The following is a 21,261-nucleotide window of genomic DNA, read 5'->3' as shown; positions in this document are numbered from 1 at the left end:
AGAACTGACACAAGGGCAGCTGACACGGAGGACAATAGTATTCCCGATCTGTCCCTGGGTCTGCGCTATGACACCGGGCGCTCCATAAAGCAGTGAATTTCTGACTGCCCGATTTCCTCAAAACCGTGCCGGCGATAGAGCGATCCCACCGGATTCCAATGTAGATGCTCAAGCCTGACAGGCAGTCTCAACTCATCAGAAATTGTCAGGCAATGGCGTAGCACCTGCGAGCCAATTCCTTGCCTTTGGAAGTCGGGAAACAAATAGAACTCACCGAACCGGACATGGTCCGGCGAGACCTGAAAGGACAGCGTTCCAATACGCCTATCCCTCTTTCTAATTTCAAAGAACGGTTTCGCGGCAAAACGTTGAAGGTGCAAGTTACGCTGAAAACTCTCGTCCCAGCCCCAACGAACAGCAATATGCGGCCCCATCGCCGCACGTTTGGCGTCGAAGGCAAATTCTATGTCGCCCTGCAGCGTTCCAAGCCGTGGAAAGGTTAGCTCAGGCTTCAAGTCAGGGATATCCATGCCGCCAGAATAGCGTGTCGGCAAAGGCACTTCCAACAGGCGAATTGAAGGTGATACGCGTATCCGCGCTGACGTCACAGGAATTGAAAAATTGCGATTTGTACTTGATTGAGATTTTTCAAACATGACCGAGCTCCCAAGTCCTGTAGGACTTGGGGGCTCGGGTTGGTTTTATACCATGCGCCCACATATGCGTGCGGCGCCGGGACCGAAGTCACACCGTCTTCAATCGCCAAACCGCTGTATTCAGCGGCTCAGACCATCGTCAACCGTTGACGGCGATCGGGTCGTCGTGACGGCCCTCGCGTTCAGTCTTGAGGTTTTCCGCAATCAGGAAAGCCAACTCAAGCGCCTGATCGGCGTTCAAACGCGGATCACAATGGGTGTGATACCGGTCACCCAGCTGGTCGGCGGTCAGCGCATGGGCACCACCGGTGCACTCGGTGACATTGCGACCGGTCATTTCCACGTGGATGCCACCGGCATGGGTGCCTTCAGCACGATGCACGGCGAAGAAGGATTCGACCTCCTTCAGGATCCGTTCGAATGGCCGGGTCTTGTAGCCGCCAGCGGAAATGGTGTTGCCATGCATCGGGTCGCAGGACCAGATCACGGACTTGCCTTCCCGCTCCACGGCGCGGACCAGCTGTGGCAGATGATCGAAGACCTTGTCCGAGCCGAAGCGGCAGATCAGGGTCAAACGGCCAGGCTCATTGTCCGGGTTCAAGATGTCGATCAGCTCAATCAGGCCTTCCGGCGTCATGGACGGACCACACTTCAGACCGATCGGGTTCTTGATGCCGCGGAAGAACTCCACATGCGCATGGTCAGGCTGACGTGTGCGGTCGCCGATCCAGAGCATGTGGCCAGACGTGGCATACCAATCACCGGAGGTGCTGTCGACGCGCGTCAGGGATTCTTCATAACCAAGCAGAAGGGCCTCATGGCTCGTGAAGAAATCGGTCGAGCGCAGCTGAGGAACCGAGGTGGAATCGATGCCGCAAGCGCGCATGAAGGCAAGCGCTTCGGTAATCCGGTCCGCCAGTTCCTTGTAACGATGACCCTGCGGGCTGTCGGAGATGAAGCCGACCATCCACTGATGCACCTGGTCGAGGTTCGCGAAGCCACCCTGGGCAAAAGCACGCAGCAGGTTCAGCGTTGCCGCCGACTGGCGATAGGCCATGCTCAGGCGGTTCGGATCCGGAATGCGGCCTTCCGAGGAGAAGGCGATGTCGTTGATGATGTCACCGCGGTAGCTGGGCAGCTCGACGCCATCCTTGGTTTCCGTGTTGGAAGACCGGGGCTTTGCGAACTGACCGGCGATGCGGCCGACCTTTACGACCGGCTGGCTCGCCGCATAGGTGAGCACGACAGCCATCTGCAGGAAGACACGGAAAAAGTCGCGAATGTGATCGGGATGATGCTCTGCAAAGCTCTCCGCACAATCACCACCTTGTAGCAGGAAACCCTTTCCAGCCGCGACATCGGCAAGTTGGCGCTTCAGATCACGCGCCTCACCTGCAAAAACCAGCGGCGGATAGGTCGACAGACGTTCTTCCACGTCCGCCAGGGCCTTTTCATCGGGATATTCCGGAACCTGCAAGATCGGCTTGGATCTCCAGCTGTCCGGTGTCCACTTCTCCGCCATTTCAACTACTCCTGAAACGGGACCGGGCGTCCCAAAATAACATTTCTCGCCATGCCCGGATAATTTTCTTTCACGCAGTGCCCCTCATGTGGAGCAAACGTGCGGCCTTATACACGGCTCTTCCATTCAAGACCACAGGCTGGCACTTTAAAAATGCCAGCAATTGCCAGCCAATTTCATGAAAGATCTTGTTGATGCCTCTAGAGCACAGCCACGCCCCTCAAGACATCGCTCAACGCCTCAACGCAGGACCCAAGATCAGCTACCTGAGAGACTGGGTCTATGGCGGCATAGATGGTGCAGTGACGACATTTGCCATCGTGGCCGGGTCACTCGGGGCCAATTTGTCTCCAGCCATCGTTCTCATTCTCGGGCTCGCCAACTTGCTGGCGGACGGCTTCTCCATGGCAGCGGCGAATTACTCCGGCACCAAGTCGGAAGAAGACGACTATCAGCGGCTTGAAGGCATCGAAGAAAAGCACATCCGTCTTGCGCCTGAGGGCGAACGCGAGGAGGTTCGCCAAATCTACAAGGCGAAGGGCTATGAGGGAGAGGAACTGGAAACTCTTGTCGCCATCATCACCTCGCGCCGCCAGACCTGGATCGAGACCATGATGCAGGAAGAATACGGCATGGCAGCGGTGCAGCGATCTGCCCTCAAAGCTGCCCTGTCCACATTCGCAGCGTTTGTGATCTGCGGCAGCCTGCCCCTTATCCCCTTCGTCTTCGGTCTGTCTGCCTCCGGGACCATCACCACCGTGATGACGGCCTGCGCCTTCTTCCTGATCGGCTCAATCAAGGCGCGCTGGTCGACCCAGAACTGGTTTTTCTCGGGCCTGGAAACAACCGCCATCGGAATGGCCGCCGCCGGCATCGCCTGGCTGGTCGGATATCTGCTGCATGGGCTCATTGCCTAGTCGCGAAGCCCAGACCTTGCTACGCACGTCCGCCCTGCGCTTTTTCCCTGACTTGACCGCTCTGCGAAGCCGTCGGATGCTCGAGACATGACTGAGCCGTCCTTCACCTTGGGTATCGAAGAAGAATATCTTCTCGTTGATCTGGAAACCGGAGATCTGTCGAGTGCTCCGCCCAAAGAGCTCTTTTCGGACTGCGAGGAAGCGCTTGAGGGCCGCGTCAGCCCGGAGTTCCTCAAATGCCAGATCGAAGTCGGCACAAGGGTCTGCTCGACAATGGCAGAGGCACGTGCGGAACTGGCGTTTCTACGCCGCACGATCGCAGACAAAGCCCTTCACTACGGTCTCGCGCCAATTGCAGCTTCAACCCATCCGTTCGGCGACTGGATGGATCAGGCCCATACCAACAAGGACCGCTACAATGTCATCGCCGATGATATGCGGACCGTTGTCGACCGTCTCCTGATCTGTGGCATGCATGTGCATATCGGGATCGAGGACGACGATCTGCGGTTCGACCTTTTCAACCAGCTGACCTATTTCCTGCCGCACCTGCTTGCCCTCAGCGGATCCTCTCCCTTCTGGCAGGGCCGAAAGACAGGGCTCAAGTCCTACCGGCTGGCCGCCTATAACGAGATGCCACGCACGGGCCTTCCCGAGCGTTTCCCAAACGCTGATGCCTATCGCGAGACTGTTGATGTCCTGGTCAGGACCGGCGTGCTTGAGGATGCGACCAAGATCTGGTGGGACCTCCGGCCGTCCGACCGGTTTCCGACGCTCGAAATGCGGATCACCGACATCTGCCCCCGGCTGGACGACGGAATTGCTCTGGCCGCGCTGTTTCGATGCCTTTGCCGGATGCTCGCCAGAATGAGGGCCCAAAACCTGCGCTGGCGGGACCAGTCCCTGTTCCTGATCGCTGAAAACCGATGGCAAGCGGAACGCCACGGAGTATCTGCCGAGCTCATCGATTTCTCGCGCGGTCAACGGATTCCAATGACGGCCCTTGTCGAAGAACTCATCGAACTTGTTGCGGAGGACGCAGACGCGTTCGGCTGCCAGGCCGAGATCGCTCATTTACGAAAGATCGCGCAGGAGGGAACGTCTGCAGACCGCCAGCTCCGGACCTACGAGACGGCAGTAAGCTCAGGCAAGAGCGAGCGGGAGGCGCTCAAAGCGGTCGTGGCAGAGCTTGTCGAAGAGACCATCGCCACAACCGAGCCGGAAGCTCACGCCTCCGCCAGATAAGTCACCTTCTGATCGGCAAGGTGATCGTCGATCATTTCCTGAAGCTCAGGCTGCAGCGACACGGCGCGCGGATAGACGGGTGCATTGCGATCGGCGAGGATCGGAACGTGCCAGCCTCTGGTCGTTTCGATGAAATGACGAATGCCTTCCTCGCCCCAAAACGCGTGGAAGCCCGCCAGAACGCAGTCGACATAGCTTTGCAGGATCGGATTGTCGGCGCAGCCCCAGCCATAATGCTCCGGTTTTGAGCGATACAGGAACATGGCGTCGTCACCAGGCTTTCCTTCCGCATCACAGCGGAAAGCGCTGCCGACGCCGTCAATGCGATGATAGCGCCCTTCGCGCTTGTCGAGTTTTTCAAGCCCAGCCTTGGGTTCGCGCGCGCTGATTCCCCTGATGGAGGTCGTCTCCTCAGGCGCCACACTGAGCGCACAAACGCCCTGGCCCTGCATATTGGCGCCGCGGATCCGCCACTCGCGCACCCAGCCCGTCAGCGATCCGGGTTGAACCTGCGTGTCGGAGCCAAGCGTTGCCACATTGACGAGAGAGCCGTAGCCGAAATAGGTAATGGTCATGAGCTTCATGTAGTTTCCCTGCGAGCGCTCGTAAAGCCTCCCGCCCAAGGACTGCCCCATGCCTTCTGATCTGGATTTGAATGCCGATGACATCACCCTGCTGCGCGGGGACACCCCTGGCTGCGCCAACCGGATCCACTTCAACAATGCCGGAACAGGGCTCGCGCCGCTGCCCGTCCTCAATGCGGTCAAGCAACATCTCGACCTTGAGGCCGAGATTGGTGGCTATGAAGCGCATAGCGCCAACATCGGCGCGCATGAAGCGTTTTACGCCAACACCGCCGCGCTCCTGAACGCTGACAAGTCCGAGATCGCCTTTATCGAGAACGCGACCCGGGCCTGGGACATGGCCTTCTATGGCATCGATTTCAGACCGGGCGACAGGGTCATCACCGGGCGCGCCGAATATGTCTCCAATTTCGTCGCGCTGCTTCAGATGAAAAAGCGTGCCGGGATCGAGATCGATCTGATCGAAGACGACGAGCATGGTCAGATCGACCTGAAGGCGCTCGAAGCTGCAATCACCCAGAAAACCCGGCTGATCGCCCTAACCCATATTCCTACTTTCGGCGGACTCATCAATCCGGCCGAGGACGTTGGTGAAATCGCCGCCCGGCACAAGCTCCTATACCTTCTCGATGCGTGCCAATCGGCCGGACAGGTCCCGCTCGACGTCAAGGCCATTGGTTGCCATATGCTGTCTGGTACGGGACGGAAATATTTGCGCGGACCACGTGGCACCGGGTTCCTCTATGTCAGCGATGCCGTTCTCGACCAGCTTGAACCGCCATTTGTTGATCTGGAGGCAACCTCATGGACCGGTCCGGAGAGCTATGTGCTGAAGCCGGATGCACGTCGTTTCGAGAACTGGGAACGGTATTTTGCAGGTCAGATCGGCCTTGGCGTTGCGGTTGGCTATGCGCTCGGCTTCGGCGTGGATCGCCTCTCCCGCCGGATCATTGATCTGGGTGCGACCCTGCGCAATGGCCTTTCGGAGCTGCCCGGGGTTCAGGTGCATGACAAGGGCCTGGACAAGGGCGGTATTGTTACCTTCCTCGTTGAGGGAGAGGATCCCGTTCTGACCAAGGCCAAGCTCGCAGAAGCCAACATCAATGTGTCTGTCTCGAACGCAACATCGTCACAGATCGACCTGCCCGCTCGCAATCTTTCCGCTTTGGTGCGCGCGTCCGTTCATGCGTTCAACACGAACGAAGAAATCGAAACGCTGCTCGACGTTCTTCGGACGTAGTCCTAGCGGTATTTCGGTCGAAGACGCGCGAGAATACCCCTGCGTCTTCCACCAATTAGAGCCTGTTTTTTCTCTCTTTTCGCTGAAACTCGGCACCTCGCATTAACCCCTCGATGCTATTTTTTGGCCCAGAGACTTCGATCAAGGACCAGGATGGACCTTCGTGGCTGAACAGCATAACCGCAGATATACCGACCGAGACGATGGGCAGTCGCGGCAACGTATTTCCAGTCTGGCGTTCCTTCTCGCCGGCCTATTGATCGCGGTGACGTCGGTCTCCTTGCTCTTCGTCGGGTATATCGCGACGCAGGCGTCGGACGAACAGGCGATCCGCAACGAACGCCGGCTTTTTCACACGACGCTTGCAGATCGGGAACGGCTGATTGTGCGGGAGATGGCCGCGATCGCCCGCTGGGACATGTCGGTTGAGAAAATCGTTCTCGACTTCGATTATGAGTTCGTTCGCGAGCACGTTGGCAGCCTTTGGCTGAACCACGGGCACAACCGCAGTCTTGTTGTCTCAGGCGAAGGACGCATCCTTGCCGAAACGTTCCGGGACTACACCCACATCAGCAACCGGTCCCTGAGCGAAACGCCGGAACTGATGAATTTGCTGGAAAAGGCGCAGACGCTTTACAGCAAGAACCGGGTGCGCGTGCCCGGCGGTTACAGCTACAAGTCCATCCAGTCGTTGGCTCCATCCGAATTCGCAGCCATTTCCTTCGTTGAAATCGACGGGAAAATCGCGCTGGCCGCAGCGATGCCGATCATTCCCGACCACGAGACCGTTCGGCTTCCCGATGGCGAACCAACGATCCTCATTTCGGCAAAGTTCGTCGACGAGCCATTTCTGCGGGATCTCAACGCTCAGCTCTCCTTCAAGGAAATGGCCTTTTCCCGGACGGTGACCGAGATCCAGAACGGCCCGGGACACCTGGTGAACAACATCAAGGGCGAAAGTCTTGGCGCTTTTGTCTGGGTCAGCGAGACCCGTGGCGACACCATCTGGCCGACCGTTGTTCCGGTGATCCTGCTGCTATCCCTGGCTCTTGCAGCGCTCGCCTTTGGCATTGCCTGGCGTATCGGCAAGCTGACGACCTCTCTTCAGGCCAGTGAAAGGCAAAATCGCTATCTCGCCTTGCACGACACGCTTTCAGGTCTGGCGAACCGCCTGCAGTTCAATCGGGTTCTTGCCGCTTCAGTCAAAAACCTGCCCGCAAAACCATTTGCCGTCATCCACTGCGATCTCGACGAGTTCAAAGCCGTAAACGATACACACGGTCATGCGGCAGGCGACGAGGTCATCAAGACCGTCGCCAAGCGCATGAAGGAAGTCGTTGGCCGCGGCGGATTGGTGTCACGCCTTGGCGGCGATGAGTTCGTCATCCTCATGCGGACGGTCACCGATCGCAAAGGGTTGAGGGAGCTTTCAAACCAACTGATTGCCTCGATCGCCCAGCCGATAGAGTTCGCAGAAGGTGCCGAAGCAGAGGTCGGATTGAGTATTGGCATCTCTCTCGCGCCAGACCAGGGCGCCGACGGCGAAGCTCTGGTCGCAGCGGCCGATGCAGCGCTCTATTATTCCAAGCAGCACGGCCGCGGCCGGATGGTCTTTTCCAGCGACCTGCCAGCGCTCGCAAAATCCGAACTCGACGAAAGCGGTCCGGAACCGGCGATCGCTGCTGGCGCAGCAAGCTCTATCTAAAAGCAAAAAGCCGGGGGACGGTCTGATCCCCTGGCTTCTCGACTTTCTTCAACGAAGGCGAAATAGCGCAGCGCCTAGCCGCGAATGCGTTCTGTCGGCTCGCGCATGGTGACCAGTTCCTCGGCAGCAGTCGGATGAACTGCAATCGTGCGATCGAAGTCGGCCTTGGTCGCTCCCATCTCGAGCGTGATGCCAAGCACCTGCGCAAGTTCGCCTGCATCCGGTCCCATGATGTGGACGCCCAGCACCTTGTCAGTATCCGCATCGACGATGATCTTCATCAGCATCTTCTCGTCACGGCCGGACAGCGTATGCTTCATCGGACGGAAGGTCGACTTGTAGATGTCAACGTTCGACGTGACCTTCAGCGCTTCTTCCTGGGTCAGGCCGACCGTGCCGAGCTCTGGCTGGGAAAAGACCGCGGTCGCAATCAAGCTGTGGTTCACCGTCCAGGGCTTGTTGCCGAAAATCGTGTCGGCGAAGGCATGCCCTTCGCGAATGGCGACCGGCGTCAGATTGGCGCGATTGGTCACATCGCCGACCGCATAGACCGACGGAACCGATGACTTGGAGGACGCATCCACCTTGATCGCGCCGATGGCATCCATCTCAACGCCTGCCTGCTCCAGACCAAGGCCCACCGTATGCGGCTTGCGTCCGATCGCATGCATGATCTGGTCTGCTTCCAGCGTTGCCCCCTTTCGGGTCTTGCCCGAAAGCGTGCCGTCTGCCTTTTTCGCGATTTCCGTAAAGGTATCGCCAAGAACGACGCGGATGCCCTTTTTCTCCATCTCGTCACGCACAGCCGTGCGCAAATCCATGTCGAAACCGCGCAAGATCTCATCGCCGCGGTACATCAAGGTGGTATCAACACCAAGACCGTTGAAGATCCCGGCGAACTCGACCGCAATATAGCCGCCGCCGACAACCACAACCTTTTGCGGCAAGTCAGCCAGGTTGAATGCCTCATTCGAGGTGATCACATGTTCGCCGCCGATAAGATCGTCATCAACATTCGGCGAGGCGCCAACTGCAACCAGGATATATTTCGCGGTAAAGGTCTGGCCGGTCGCAAGCAGGCGAACCGTATTCGGTCCCTCCAAAACAGCGCGGCTGTCATGGGGTTCGACGTTCGTCCGCTCCAAATTGCGCCGATAGATTCCCTCTAGCCGGGTGATCTCCTGGTCTTTCGCTGCAACAAGCTTTTCCCACGAGAACTGGCGTTCCCCGACACTCCAGCCGAAGCCTTCCGCGTCTTCGAACTCTTCCGAGAACTTGGACGCATAAACAAAGAGCTTTTTCGGCACACAGCCGCGAATGACACAGGTTCCGCCATATCGGAACTCTTCCGCGATTCCGACCTTCGCGCCATGAGTGGCTGCGATCCGGGCTGCACGCACGCCGCCCGAGCCGCCGCCAATGACAAAGAGATCATAATCAAAGTCGCTCATGGGATCCTCATTGTTTGGTTTGGCCGCTCGCGGGCCTGTTCCGCATCACCTTGAAAGATAAGCGGATATCGGCGTTGATCTTTCAAAAAACAAGGCCGCAGAAGCGGCCTTGTTGCAATTCGGCGTCACGAAGCAGTGAATGACGATTATTCTGCGGCGCGCTTGTCGAGCTCTTCGCGAACAAGGGTGACCATCTCGGTCGAAATCGCATCCTGCCACTGGCGCGCGGCACCAATCGCCAGTGCGGTGATGGTCGGGCCATTTTCAGCGAGCTTTGTGCCGATCGGCGAGCGGTAAAACTCAGCAAGCTGATTAAGTTCTTCTTCGGAGAACCGGCGCGCCCAGATTTCATAGATCGAGTTGTTCAATTCGCTGCGACGCGGCGCAAGCTTCAGCGCCACTTCTGTCGAAACGTCGACAACTTCCTGGGTGCGGGATGGGTCGGACTGGATGAACAAGGTGCGCGTCTGCTCAGCAAGAAGCGGTAGAATGTCATCGAACGATCCCAGAGCCTTGGTTTCCTTGACAACCTGACGAGCCGCTTCGATGTGGCTCTCGCTGAACTCCTGCGCTTGAGCGCTGAGCGGAAGAAAACCGGCGAAGAAAAGAGCTGCACCGACAAAGGGACCAGCGGTCAGCAAGGACTTAAGTTTCATAGTCGAACTCCATCACGGACAGGTCGTTGTACGCCACCTGTCGTCAAATTCCAAAAATCAATTTTCGGCGTCTTGCGCTGTGGCTTCCACAACGAGCACGCCATCAGCTCCGGCCACATAGGCCTTGTCCGCAAGACCGATGAACAAGCCGTGCTCGACAACACCAGGAATGGCCGCCAGGTCTTCTGCAAGGCAGGCAGGATGCTCTATGCGGCCGAGCGCAGCGTCGATGATGTAGTGCCCACCATCTGTGACGAAAGGATGATCCTTGCCGCCACGCAAAACCAGGTCTCCTGACAAACCGTTTTCCGCAAGCGCGGCCTCAATCGCATTCCATGTCGCGGCCAAGCCAAACGGCATCACTTCGATCGGCAGAGCAAATGCGCCGAGCACATCGACCACTTTGCTCGCGTCTGCGATCACAATCATCCGTTTGGAAGCCGCCGCAACGATCTTCTCGCGCAACAGTGCGCCGCCGCCACCCTTGATGAGAACGAGCGAGGGATCCAGCTCATCCGCACCATCAACCGTAAGATCCAGTTGAGGCTCTGCCTCAAGAGTGGTCAGTTGAATCCCTTCGGATAGAGCCAGTTCGCGCGTGCGCTCGGATGTCGGAACGCCGATGACATCAAGACCATCCCGGACGCGCGCGCCCAAGGCTTTGACAAAATGCTCTGCCGTAGAGCCGGTTCCGATCCCCAGCTTCATTCCGGGCATCACATCCTCAACAGCACGCTCGGCGGCAAGGCGCTTCCACTCATCACTCATTCTGCTCGTCATCCCTCATCCGCAGCAGATTTTCACGAAGCAAAGGATCCATGTTGCGAGGGGCCAAGTATGAAGCCCTGCAAATTTGCTTCGCGCGGTCATCTGAGCGGCGTGATTAGCACGCCTTTGATGAGCGGCAAAGGGCAAAGCACCCGTTTGCCGACGAGAAGATGAAAACACGCCGTTAACAAATTAACCATAAGCTTCAAATTACAATTTCTCAATTACTTAAAATTTCCGTTGGTGGAGGAGCCGCAGGGAATGAAACTTCTTAAGCTAAAACGACAATCACCGGAAGTTTCTGCGCCGATACAGTCAGATCCGCCAGTTCTTGAAAGTGAACAAGAATCCACCGATACCAGCGGAATGATGGCTTTTGCGCTCGATTCCATCGAGGATGACCTTCAGGTCGCAGCCAAAGACGTCAGCAAGGACGCGGCTGCGGTTCAGGAGAAGATCTCCGAGCAGATCCAGCTTCTCAGTCACATTCAGGCCGAGAGCGGCGGTCTTCGCGAACAAAGCGCAGAGGCTGCCTCAAACGCGACGGCCCTCGCTGATTCCATCACCGAACTTGCAACGTCCAGCAACGAGATTGGCAAGCAAGTTGTTCTCTCGAACCAGCTGGCGGAACAGGCCCGCGACGTGGCAGATGAAGCCAACGCGGGTGTGCTCGACCTGAAGACCGCGATTGAGGATATCGCCAACGTCGTAAAGCTGATTTCCGATGTTGCCAAACAGACCAATCTTCTTGCGCTGAACGCAACGATTGAGGCTGCCCGGGCCGGAGAAGCCGGCAAGGGCTTCGCGGTCGTCGCCAATGAAGTGAAATCCCTCTCCGTCGAAACGCAAAACGCCACCGATGAAATCGTCGCCAACATCGATCGACTGCAGGTTTCTGCCGAGACCAGTATCGGCTCGGTCAATCGCATCATCGACGTGATTGGTCAGATCCGGCCAAGCTTTGCCGCGGTTGAAGAAGCCGTTCAGGAACAGATCGGCACGACGAGCCAGATTGGTGAACGTGCGAGCGAAACCGCGACGTTTGTTCAGGATGTCACGGGCCGCGCCGATGCGATCGATGCCTCGACAAATGACGCCCTCCTGGTCGCCAATGAAGCCAGTCAAGCCAGTGCCGATATGGGCGTGTCCGCCCGCAATCTCGGCAATCGGTTCACAATGATGATCCGTCAGAGCGCGGTCGGCGACCGACGGAAATCGGACCGTCTTCCGATCAAACTCAAGGGCCATGTTGGCGCGGGCGGTCAGAAGATCGCCATTGAGACGATCGACATTTCCGAGGGCGGACTCCTGTTCAAAGGGTTCAGCGAAGGGTCCCTGGCCACCGGCCAACAGATCAAGATCTCGCTCAATGGTCTCGAAGGCTGCGATGCCAGGATTGTCCACATTTCCGAAAACGGCGCTCATTGCGCTTTCTCTTCGCAGAGTGAGGGCTTCACGGCGGCGCTCGGCCAGCTGATCGAACGCATTCATGCGGACAACCGCGTCTTCGTGGAGCGGGCCCAGGCGGGAGCGGACAAGATTGCCGCAGCCATGGAACATCTTCTTTCCACCCGCCGGCTGACCGTCGACAGCCTGTTCGACACGAAATATCGGCCGATCGAAGGCACGGACCCGCAGCAATACAGCACGGGCTGCATCACACAGCTCGAAGAAGTCATGCCTGAGATCCTGGAAGAAATCCTGTCTCTGGACCAGAGCATGGCATTTTGCACGGCTGTCGACAGGAACGGATATCTGCCGGTTCACAACAAGGCCTATTCCCATCCGCAACGTCCGGATGACCCGGTATGGAATGCGGCCAATTGCAGAAACAAACGCATTTTCGATGACCGCGCGGGACTCAGTGCCGGACGCAATACTCGGCCCTTCCTGATCCAGAGCTACGCGCGGGACATGGGCAATGGTAAATTCGTCTGGATGCGCGAAGTCGATGCACCGATCATTGTGGACGGCAGGCACTGGGGCGGTTTCCGGACGGCCTACAAGCTCTAAAACAGCGAACGTGCGCAGATCCCTTGTCGCGAAGGATTGGAAAGGCTAAGCAGCGGGGCCTCTGATGCCTTCTGCCTTCGAAAGGCCTGCCTATGTCTGTTCTTGTCTTCGATCTCGACGGCACGCTTGTGTCTTCCATGTCAGACCTGACGGCAACGTTGAATGCCGTCCTCGTCGAGAATGGACATCGCGCCGTCGCGCCGGAGAGCGTGCGCGCGCAGGTCGGCCAAGGTGCAAAAGCGCTCCTGCAGAAAGGTCTCGAAGCAAACGGCGTCGCCTGGACCGACGATGACATCACGCCATTGTTCGGCCAGTTTTTGACCTACTACGAGGCGCATATAGCCGATCAAACCCGCCCCTTCCCCGGGGCGATCGACGCGATGATACAGCTGCGGGACGCAGGCTGGCGGCTAGCCGTCTGCACGAACAAGATCGAACGGCTGACACACGCCCTTCTGAACGCCCTCGACATGACCCGTCATTTCGACGCAATTGTCGCGCGCGACACGTTTGCAAATGCGAAGCCTCACGCGGAGCCCGTGCTGGGCGCCATTTCCCGCGCCGGTGGCGCCTGGGAACGATCAGTCATGATCGGTGACACGGCGACAGACATTGACGCCGCCCGCGCTGCGGGCATTCCGGTCGTCGCGGTAGACTTCGGCTACACGCAAGTGCCCGTCTCGGATCTGGGACCAGATCGCATCATTTCCCACTTCAACGAGCTGCCCCAAGCTATCCTGGACCTGCGGCTTTCATCTTGAATAACGAGCCCCACTCGGACTAAGTACCTTGCTGCCATGCCAGCTGATTGACCGGGCAGGATCGTGCTTTCAATGGTGCGCACCAACGCGGCTAGACCACGTTAGGCAGTGGACATGGGCGTCTTTCCACGAAAAATCGCGCCAATGCGGCACCCTCACTGACCTGTCCTCCCCCTCCGGAAGCACTGGCTGCTAGACTTGCCCAAATTGATTCCCGCGGGTGACAGGTAAGGACCGATAGAAAGATGGCGCCAAAGACTGCAGCCAATCCATTGATGGAAAAGATGCACAAGGCGCTCGCCTACCAAAAGCAGGGCGAGATCGAAAAGGCACAACGGCTTTACAAGCAGGTCCTGAAAAAGGTGCCCAACAATCCCGACGCCAATCATCTGCTGGGCGTCTGCTATCGTCAGCTCGGCTTTCCGAAGCGCGCCATGGAGTACATCCAGAAGGCCATCAAACTTGCCGATGACCGCGCGCCTTTTTACGCCAATCTGGCCAGGGCGATGTCCGATCTTCCAGGCACAACGCCGGAGACCACGCTGGCGGTAACCCAAAAGGCGCTTTCTCTTGATCCCAACATCATCGAAACGCAAAACCTACAAGCGATCGCACTGAGCAAGCTGGAGCGTCTGGAGGAAGCCGAGGAGATATTCCAGCGCCTTATTGTCCGCCACCCTGAGCATCCCGATGCCTATCGGAACTACGCCATTCTCCTGCGGGACAACGGCGATCACGACAAGGCAGCGGTTTTCTTTTTCAAATGCACACAGCTTGATCCGGACAATCCGGAAAACTACATCCAGCGCGCAAGGGCCAGACACGAGGCAAATCAGCTCAAGGAGAACGACGCGGAATTGAAGAAGGCCTTGGAACTGTTTCCGGACAATGGCGATTTGCATCACGAGTTGGCCCGCAACTTGTTCAAGCAAAGCCGCACTTTCGAAGGCCTTCCGCACGCGGAGTTTGCAGCAAAACAGGACCCTGACAACTACCATAAGCATGTCACGCTTGGCGTTCACCATAACGCAATGGGCGTACTGGACAAGGCAGCGGTTTCTTACAAGAAGGCGCAAGCCGTTGCGCCTGGAACACTACCAGTTGTCGATTGGAACTTATCTCTTGTTCATCTGGGCATGGGAGAACTTGGCCGGGGTTGGGATTTGCACCGCGCCCGGTTTTTGGACACGAACTCCACGACACTTTGCCGCAAGTTCGAAAGGCCCGAGTGGGACGGAGAGCCTCTCACCGGCAAGTCCATCTTGCTTTGGCCAGACCAAGGCTTGGGTGATGCGCTGCGCAGCGGGACCATTATTCCCGATCTTCTGGAGACCGGCGCCCGTGTACTCATCGAGCTGCCTCCGAAAATTCGGGAGGCCTTTGCCTTCAGCTTTCCTGAAATTGAAATTCGACCAACCGCTTTCGACTCGGCGACCATGATGGCTCAAACCCACGACTATGACTTTCATTGCTCACTAACAGATCTTGCGAAGTTCTACCGTCGATCCCACGAGGATTTTGAAAAAGCAAAATTTCCCGCCTTTACTTTCGACGCAAAAAGGGCACGCGAGTATCTTCATCGCCTGAATGGCTATGAAGAGAAGCCAATAGTCGGAATTAGCTGGAGGTCAAAAAACCTCGCAGAATACCGGGCAAGATACTACCTGTCTGCGCCTGAGATTTCGCCAATTCTGGAGTTTGACGACGTTATATACGTCAACTTGCAGTATCTCAGCATTGAGCGCGAACGTGACTATCTGGCCCAAAAAAGAGAATTCAACTTTCACCATTTAGATGACGTTGACCTATTTGACGACATCCATGCTGCAGCGGCTCTAACTGCCTGTTGCGACCTTGTGATATCGGCCAACACCAGCGTTGCCGATATCGCTGGGTGTTATGGCATCCCATGTTGGCGCTTTGGTCCTCCGGAGGCAATTATCATGCTCGGCAAGGACTATATTCCCTGGTCCCCTTTCACAACGCACTTCCCAGTCGCTGAAGAGGAACCGGCCGTTGCTGTCGTTCCACGCCTAAAAAGTGCGCTGGACATCTGGCTGAAGACTTTTTCACCAGATCAACGCAACGCGCGGCTTGGCCTTTAGGTGGTTTGAACCGATAAAAACGTCGCCCATCAGCGATCTCAAATCCCGGGAGCAGTAGCAACCGCAACGAGCGTGTCTGTCGCGTCTATCTTGCGCAGAGCCGCCTCATATGCCGCTGTGAGTTCGGGCGTATCGAGTATCGAGAGAGTTGACTTATGTCCACCTGGCTTTGCATTCGCGAGCCAAGTCATGTGATTGGACAAGGGGTAGCGCTGGACCCCTTCAATCATAACCTGTTCAAACCCGGCATATGAAACCATCCGCCGTAAGCTCTCCCGTGTATGCAACAGCAAATGCTGGCTCCAAAGGGTAAAGACCTTAAATGCTTCGCAACGAACCTGCGACAAAAGAAGGTCGCTTGCGTGCGGGACCTCGATGATAAGTCGTCCACCTGGTTTCAGCTTGGCCCTCATAGAGGCCAGATCATTTAATGGATCGGGAAGATGCTCAAGTACGTGAAAGCAAAAAAGCGCATCCAGCGAAGCATCTTCGATCTCCTGCAATGAGCGGACGCAACTAATGCCGTCCTGCCGGAGAGCCTTCACAAAGCTTTCCTGCAGCTCGATGCCGATTACGTCTCCTGCATCTGACGAAACAGCTTGGAGAAAAGCGCCTTCCCCACAACCAAAATCAGCAATGCGTTTGCCTGTATAGAATTGGTCATAAGATTTCGACCGTCGCAATGCATCAGCTTTGACCTCATAGTCACGAGCGCCCGCTCGCGCGACGCTCTGCTGCCGATACCCACCGTCGCAATAGGTCTCGTCTCCAACATAAAATGTGTCAATCAATACGACGCCAGAAAGTCTGTCGCGATGGACAATGAGAGGTTTCACATCACGCGTCTCTTCCGCATAGATCTCCAAAGTATCTGCACTCGACAGGTTCAGAACCTCAAGGGTCTCCCGAATCCGATTGCGGACTTCACGTGCATTGGCTGAAGGTCCACCCTTCAAAGTCATGTCGTCTCCAATCCCCTGTCCGCTGTAGCACGCGGTTTCAATTGCCGAGGAGTTTCCTCGAAATCAACAAGTCACAAAACTCACGCACAGCGCCCTGCCCGCCGCGTCGCTCCAGAACAACATCAGCCTGCGCCTTTACCTCCGATTGCGCACTGCATGGTGCGGCACTGAGACCACAGGCAAGCATCGCAGGCAAATCGCTGATGTCCTCGCCGATGAAGGCGATCTCGCCCCACTCCAGTCCCTTGGCAAGGCGCCATTCGTTCAAAACTTCTTTCTTGTCATAAGGGTGGGATCGAAATTCCATTACAAGCTTGCGCGCTCGCGCTGCAGCTAGTGGACTATGCTCACGCTCAAGCATGAGAAGGTCGGTTCCCCGGCCAATCAAAAGATCCAGCCCCATCTCGTCACTGCGATTGCACCTGATAGATTCAATTCCGTCAACGGAAACGAATACGCTGTTGTCAGTATGAACGCCTTCAAAAGCGCTTACCAACGCTTTAATCGGCGCTATCGCGTCCATATTGATCGCACCTGTGAAAGGCTCGGTCTTGATGAAAGCCTCGGCAATGTCCCAGTCCTGGGAGGTGTCTATCTCGATCCAGGTCGAGTCCAAAGGCACAAGTATCGTCTTTCCGCAGTAGCGATTTTCCGTCTCGAGAAACTCTGGAACGCGCATGGCGTAGACGGCGCCATTTTCGCGATATCGTGCGGATATGTCCTGTCGGCGGATTCTGGGCAAGCTGGGGTCGTGATTAAGCCCTACGCCTGCGCCGTGCTCATCGACTTCCCAGTAGAAGCCGTGATCGTCAACGACAGATATTGCGCTGGTCGCATCCTCAGACAAAAGAGCTTCAACCACCTGATCAACATGGTGTGCGAGTGTGAAGGGAGCTGTGCATTGAAGAAAGACAAGAACGTCCGGCGGGTCCGCTAGCAAGGACGGCTCGTTGCGAAGTAGATGTATCAGCGCCGATTCCGAACTGGCAGTTGGCCCGCTCAGCTCATCCGGGCGCTGAAACCCGATCGCACCATACTTATGCGCCACTGAAAGAATTTGCTCAGAGTCACTGGATACGAACACATCGGAAATGAACCGCGACCCGCGTGCGGCGCGAACCGTTCGCCCCACAAGAGGAATCCCGTTCAGCGGACGAATGTTCTTCCCCGGCAGCCCAACCGATCCACCACGGGCCGGAATAGCGGCAACAATTTTCATTTCAGAGGCTCCAGGACCGCCCAATTTCCTCTTTCCGCTCCATCACTCATTCCCCGGCCTTTCTCGCGAAAACGGTCACGAACAGCACGCCAGCTGAGCCTTCTCAAATCCGTGGTCACGAATGGTCTTTGCGTCGTGTGCGATCTTGAGGATGATGTCATCGCCCTCACTATGGGCAACAGCATCCAGTTCTGGGATCCAGCCAAACAGATCGGTTCGAAACTGGGTCGCCAGTCCGCCGCCGCTTACGAGCATTGCGTCAGGATCAACCGCCTTGATCATCCGAGCGATTTGAGTTTGCCACTTCAGCGTGGTGATCAGGCCTGACAATCCTATCACATGCTGGCTGCCGACCTTATTGAGCGTTCGCGATATAAGACCGCCTGCTTCTTCGAAGGTAAGCGTTCTGCCATGTTCCAAGCCACGCTTGGCAGCATCTTCATCCCGCACGCGATAGATGTTGAGATCAATAATGGTCGGTTCTGCGCCATATTCGCGCAGACGCGCGGCCAGCAACGCAGGACCAAAAGACGGATTGTTGGGTTTGGCCTGTTCCCGGATCGGCATATTGATGAGCGTGACTTTCACCCCCGTCAGGGATGTATATTTAAGCTCATCAAGAAATGCCCCGGGAAAAACAACGTTCATTCGTCGTGCCTGCTATGCCCTGATTTGCGCTCTGTGCGACCTGCGGGCGCTGTCCCAGATGCACACCTGTTCAACCTTAAGTCCTTGCGGCCTAAAGCCATGTCATAATACTGGAGACGGCAGCTAAAAATGCAGCGGGTATAGGCTTATACCCCATATTCGCATCAGTGCCAGCGGGCTCCGAATCTCGTCTAGAAACATTTGCATTAGTTGAATCGTCTCACAAGTGAGATTTATCACCATGGCTCACCGCCCTCCACTGGTGGTGAAGTCTTCAGCGAACTGCCCAATATGGTTAGGTGCCCAGGGTAACGCTTGCCATCATCTTGTTGATAGGTTGGCGCAGCTCGGGCTCTTGACTTGCTCGACAATCTCGAAGGCCTACGATCTAGCTACGGTCGAAATGCCGGTCGAGCCTAGAAATACATACGTAAGCAGGGACACGCTCCATGGCCTCCTCTTCCCTTGAGATCCGGGACCTCAAAAGTGACGATATCTGGGACCATGAGAACGGCTATTTCTGGTTCTCGGAACCTTCCCGCTTAAACAAGGCGCTCGCGCAGTATGACCTGTACAAGATGATTGTGGACTTGCCTGGCGACGTGTTCGAGTTCGGCGTTTTCAAGGGCTTGTCTCTTATCCGGTTCGCGACCTTCCGCAATTTCATGGAGGATCAGACCTCTCGCAGGATCGTCGGTTTCGACACGTTCGGAAAATTTCCGACCACGAACATCCTCTCAAGCGACGACCTCAAGTTTGTTGATGATTATGCATCTGAAGCGGGAGATGCGCTTGCGAAGCAGGATCTCGAAGCCATTCTCGAGAGGAAGGGTTTTACCAACACGAAGCTGATTGAAGGCAATGTATTCGACACTCTGCCCGAATACCTCTCTAGCAATCCCGCCACGAGAATCGCGCTCCTGCATCTGGATATGGACGTGATGGAGCCGACTGACTTCGCGCTGGAGCTTCTTTACGACCGCGTCGTTAAAGGCGGCATCATCATGTTCGATGACTATCAGGCCGTCGCAGGCGCCACGATTTCTGTGGATCGCTTTATCGAGAAGACCGGATTGAAGCTGGAAAAGTTGCCCTACTACCGGCAACCCGCGTTTGTCAGAAAGCTATAATTTCAGCGTTGAACCGCTCTTCATGTCGCCGACTGCAACATCTGTTCCTTGATCAGCAGATCACTCAGCTCCCGAACCGCGCCGTCGCCTCCGCTGCGGCTCAGCAGAATTGTTGCGACCTGCTTGATTTCAGGGTGCGCATTTGCCGGAGCTGCCGCCAGCCCACAAGCCTTCATACACTCCAGATCGTTGATATCATCACCGATATAGGCAATTTGGCGCCACTCAAGGCCATGGTCCTTTCGCCAATCGTCCAGGAATGACAATTTGTCGATCACCTTGTGGGCAACGTCCATCTGGAGTTTGGCAGCTCGTGCCGCGACAACCTTGTTGGCCTCACGCGATAGCATCAGCAGACGGACGCCGCGATCCCGCAATCGCTCAATGCCCATGCCGTCAGCGCGGCTGCACCTTACGAACTCACTTCCGTCTTCACCGATCAGGACGCTGTTGTCGGTATGCACACCGTCGAAATCGGTAATGACTGCCCGAATTTGATCAATCGGCTTTGCGACCTCCGAGCAGTTCGACATCAGGAGACCTTGTTGAGCAGCTTCTTGCTTTGAAAGGCCTGCGTGCCTTCGCGCCACTTCAACTTGTGCCGCTGAGGCACTTCAATATCGAGAATATCCATCGGCTTATAAGTCAACGCCGATGCAACTGTCTTGATATCGGAACAAAGCTGGCGCAGTTCCTGAGGCTCCAGACTGGCGGAATGGTCAGTTCCCTTCCAGGCGCGGTCGAGCGTGAAGTGCCGCTCAATGTAGGAGAAACGGCCCTGGCCGTAGCGCTCTGCTCCTGCCGCACCAAGGGCTGTGGCAGCGACATCAATAGCAATACCGAGGTGATGACCCGAAAAGCCGATTGCTCCGACCCGGTCGCCATAGCGCTCTTGCAAATGATTTATTTCGAGAAGGCAGACGTCCTCGGGCGGAACCGGATAGCCGGACGTGCACGCGTAGACCACCAGGTCCTTGGCCCGACCCAAACCTTCATAAAACGAAATCAGCGCATCGAGTTCAACGCGTGTCGTCATGCCGGTTGAAACGTGGATCTCGCCGTCGAATTCCCGGCAGACAAACTCCTGAACATCGAAATTCTGATTGGTCGCAGACGGCACCTTTATCATCGCCGGTTTCAGCGCGACAATCTCACTTGCGGACACGAGATCCCACACAGACGTCGAATATTCTATGCCGTGACGTCTGCACTCTTCTTGTAATTCCCTATGCTGCCCTGCGGAGAACTCGAGGAATTCGCGATGCTCACCATAGGTTCGGCCATAGGAATTTTTCGGCACAGGATGAGGGCTGTTGTAAACGCTCTCTGACAGAAGTGTTTTGTTGTCGCGCTTTTGAAACTTCACGACATCGGCGCCACATTCACGAGCGGCGATCTCAATCATCCGGCAAGCAATTTCCATGTCGCCTTTGTGATTGCATCCGACCTCGGCAATCACGCTAATTCCGCAGTCGCTTTTCATGTCGCGGGCTGTCTCTTGGAGTGTATAGCGCCTGTAAGCGCCTAAATGTTTGGCAAGACTGTAGCCACTGGCGGTTTAATGCGAAGCCATTTTACGCTTTTCCCACCGATTTCTGGCAAATTCGGCCGCGAAAAGTCAGCCTCTGCCAATCTCGCATTCCCCGGCACACTTTTGAGACGGCGCCAAACAGCAATGC

The 21,261-nt window shown here is 56.5% G+C and carries 19 protein-coding genes; 8 read left to right on the top strand and 11 right to left on the bottom strand.

Annotation, left to right across the window (positions count from 1 at the left end):
• Nucleotides 1-65 precede the first annotated feature (65 nt).
• Together IG617_RS02765 and IG617_RS02760 are read right to left on the bottom strand one after the other, a co-directional pair.
• Nucleotides 66-656 carry a GNAT family N-acetyltransferase gene (locus IG617_RS02765; RefSeq protein ID WP_209008218.1) on the bottom strand — a complete coding sequence of 197 codons (591 nt, stop codon included), beginning with the start codon at nucleotides 654-656 and terminating at the stop codon, nucleotides 66-68.
• Nucleotides 657-795: 139 nt separating this feature from the next.
• The gene (locus IG617_RS02760) at nucleotides 796-2,178 is read right to left on the bottom strand and encodes a class II 3-deoxy-7-phosphoheptulonate synthase (protein ID WP_192107074.1); all 1,383 of its coding nucleotides are present in this window, start codon (nucleotides 2,176-2,178) and stop codon (nucleotides 796-798) included.
• 194 nt (nucleotides 2,179-2,372) lie between these two features.
• On the opposite strand from IG617_RS02760, the gene IG617_RS02755 reads away from it, so the two are divergent.
• Nucleotides 2,373-3,095, top strand: a complete 723-nt coding sequence (locus IG617_RS02755) for a VIT1/CCC1 transporter family protein (protein WP_192107073.1) — start codon at nucleotides 2,373-2,375, stop codon at nucleotides 3,093-3,095.
• Nucleotides 3,096-3,182: 87 nt separating this feature from the next.
• Nucleotides 3,183-4,340 carry a carboxylate-amine ligase gene (locus tag IG617_RS02750; protein WP_192107072.1) on the top strand — a complete coding sequence of 386 codons (1,158 nt, stop codon included), beginning with the start codon at nucleotides 3,183-3,185 and terminating at the stop codon, nucleotides 4,338-4,340.
• On the opposite strand, the gene IG617_RS02745 is transcribed toward IG617_RS02750, so the two are convergent.
• Complete coding sequence (locus IG617_RS02745) at nucleotides 4,322-4,975, bottom strand: gamma-glutamylcyclotransferase family protein (protein WP_209008217.1); 654 nt, start codon at nucleotides 4,973-4,975, stop codon at nucleotides 4,322-4,324. The two genes, IG617_RS02750 and IG617_RS02745, sit on opposite strands and share 19 nt — an antisense overlap.
• On the opposite strand from IG617_RS02745, the gene IG617_RS02740 reads away from it, so the two are divergent.
• The gene (locus tag IG617_RS02740) at nucleotides 4,974-6,164 is read left to right on the top strand and encodes an aminotransferase class V-fold PLP-dependent enzyme (protein ID WP_192107070.1); all 1,191 of its coding nucleotides are present in this window, start codon (nucleotides 4,974-4,976) and stop codon (nucleotides 6,162-6,164) included. The two genes, IG617_RS02745 and IG617_RS02740, sit on opposite strands and share 2 nt — an antisense overlap.
• Before the next feature lie 163 nt (nucleotides 6,165-6,327).
• Nucleotides 6,328-7,869: a diguanylate cyclase domain-containing protein gene (locus tag IG617_RS02735; protein ID WP_192107068.1), complete on the top strand. Its 1,542-nt coding sequence runs from the start codon at nucleotides 6,328-6,330 to the stop codon at nucleotides 7,867-7,869.
• Between the two features lie 74 nt (nucleotides 7,870-7,943).
• Here IG617_RS02735 and gor read toward each other — a convergent pair whose 3' ends face one another.
• The 3 genes from gor to rpiA form a co-directional block, all read right to left on the bottom strand.
• Nucleotides 7,944-9,320 (bottom strand): glutathione-disulfide reductase, encoded by a 1,377-nt coding sequence (gene gor / locus IG617_RS02730; protein WP_192107066.1) that lies wholly within the window; start codon nucleotides 9,318-9,320, stop codon nucleotides 7,944-7,946.
• A gap of 146 nt (nucleotides 9,321-9,466) precedes the next feature.
• Entirely contained in the window at nucleotides 9,467-9,976 is a 510-nt protein-coding gene (locus tag IG617_RS02725) for a DUF2059 domain-containing protein (protein ID WP_192107064.1), read from the bottom strand.
• A 57-nt stretch (nucleotides 9,977-10,033) separates the two neighbouring features.
• The gene (gene rpiA / locus IG617_RS02720; RefSeq protein ID WP_192107062.1) at nucleotides 10,034-10,744 is read right to left on the bottom strand and encodes a ribose-5-phosphate isomerase RpiA; all 711 of its coding nucleotides are present in this window, start codon (nucleotides 10,742-10,744) and stop codon (nucleotides 10,034-10,036) included.
• Between the two features lie 261 nt (nucleotides 10,745-11,005).
• Here rpiA and IG617_RS02715 point away from each other — a divergent pair, with 261 nt between their 5' ends.
• From IG617_RS02715 to IG617_RS02705, 3 genes are all read left to right on the top strand, one after another.
• Complete coding sequence (locus tag IG617_RS02715; protein WP_192107060.1) at nucleotides 11,006-12,757, top strand: methyl-accepting chemotaxis protein; 1,752 nt, start codon at nucleotides 11,006-11,008, stop codon at nucleotides 12,755-12,757.
• A 92-nt stretch (nucleotides 12,758-12,849) separates the two neighbouring features.
• Complete coding sequence (locus IG617_RS02710; RefSeq protein WP_192107058.1) at nucleotides 12,850-13,518, top strand: HAD-IA family hydrolase; 669 nt, start codon at nucleotides 12,850-12,852, stop codon at nucleotides 13,516-13,518.
• A gap of 245 nt (nucleotides 13,519-13,763) precedes the next feature.
• On the top strand, nucleotides 13,764-15,623 hold the full coding sequence (locus IG617_RS02705; protein ID WP_192107056.1) for a tetratricopeptide repeat protein: 1,860 nt from the start codon (nucleotides 13,764-13,766) through the stop codon (nucleotides 15,621-15,623).
• 38 nt (nucleotides 15,624-15,661) lie between these two features.
• On the opposite strand, the gene IG617_RS02700 is transcribed toward IG617_RS02705, so the two are convergent.
• From IG617_RS02700 to IG617_RS02690, 3 genes are all read right to left on the bottom strand, one after another.
• Nucleotides 15,662-16,585, bottom strand: a complete 924-nt coding sequence (locus IG617_RS02700; protein WP_192107054.1) for a class I SAM-dependent methyltransferase — start codon at nucleotides 16,583-16,585, stop codon at nucleotides 15,662-15,664.
• A gap of 37 nt (nucleotides 16,586-16,622) precedes the next feature.
• Nucleotides 16,623-17,804, bottom strand: a complete 1,182-nt coding sequence (locus IG617_RS02695; RefSeq protein ID WP_192107052.1) for an acylneuraminate cytidylyltransferase — start codon at nucleotides 17,802-17,804, stop codon at nucleotides 16,623-16,625.
• Between the two features lie 75 nt (nucleotides 17,805-17,879).
• Nucleotides 17,880-18,452: a radical SAM protein gene (locus IG617_RS02690; RefSeq protein WP_192107050.1), complete on the bottom strand. Its 573-nt coding sequence runs from the start codon at nucleotides 18,450-18,452 to the stop codon at nucleotides 17,880-17,882.
• A 449-nt stretch (nucleotides 18,453-18,901) separates the two neighbouring features.
• On the opposite strand from IG617_RS02690, the gene IG617_RS02685 reads away from it, so the two are divergent.
• Nucleotides 18,902-19,582, top strand: a complete 681-nt coding sequence (locus tag IG617_RS02685) for a TylF/MycF/NovP-related O-methyltransferase (RefSeq protein ID WP_192107048.1) — start codon at nucleotides 18,902-18,904, stop codon at nucleotides 19,580-19,582.
• A 20-nt stretch (nucleotides 19,583-19,602) separates the two neighbouring features.
• Here the strand turns inward: IG617_RS02685 and IG617_RS02680 are convergent, their stop codons facing one another.
• Complete coding sequence (locus tag IG617_RS02680) at nucleotides 19,603-20,115, bottom strand: KdsC family phosphatase (protein WP_192107046.1); 513 nt, start codon at nucleotides 20,113-20,115, stop codon at nucleotides 19,603-19,605.
• The gene (locus IG617_RS02675) at nucleotides 20,115-21,065 is read right to left on the bottom strand and encodes an N-acetylneuraminate synthase family protein (protein ID WP_192107044.1); all 951 of its coding nucleotides are present in this window, start codon (nucleotides 21,063-21,065) and stop codon (nucleotides 20,115-20,117) included. The genes IG617_RS02680 and IG617_RS02675 overlap by 1 nt, the downstream gene beginning before the upstream one ends.
• Nucleotides 21,066-21,261: the final 196 nt, after the last annotated feature.

The organism is Roseibium polysiphoniae (assembly GCF_014842925.1).
In the GTDB taxonomy this organism is placed as follows: domain Bacteria; phylum Pseudomonadota; class Alphaproteobacteria; order Rhizobiales; family Stappiaceae; genus Roseibium; species Roseibium polysiphoniae.
Note: the sequence above shows the minus strand (reverse complement) of the source record. Positions and strands in the feature narration are given on the sequence as shown.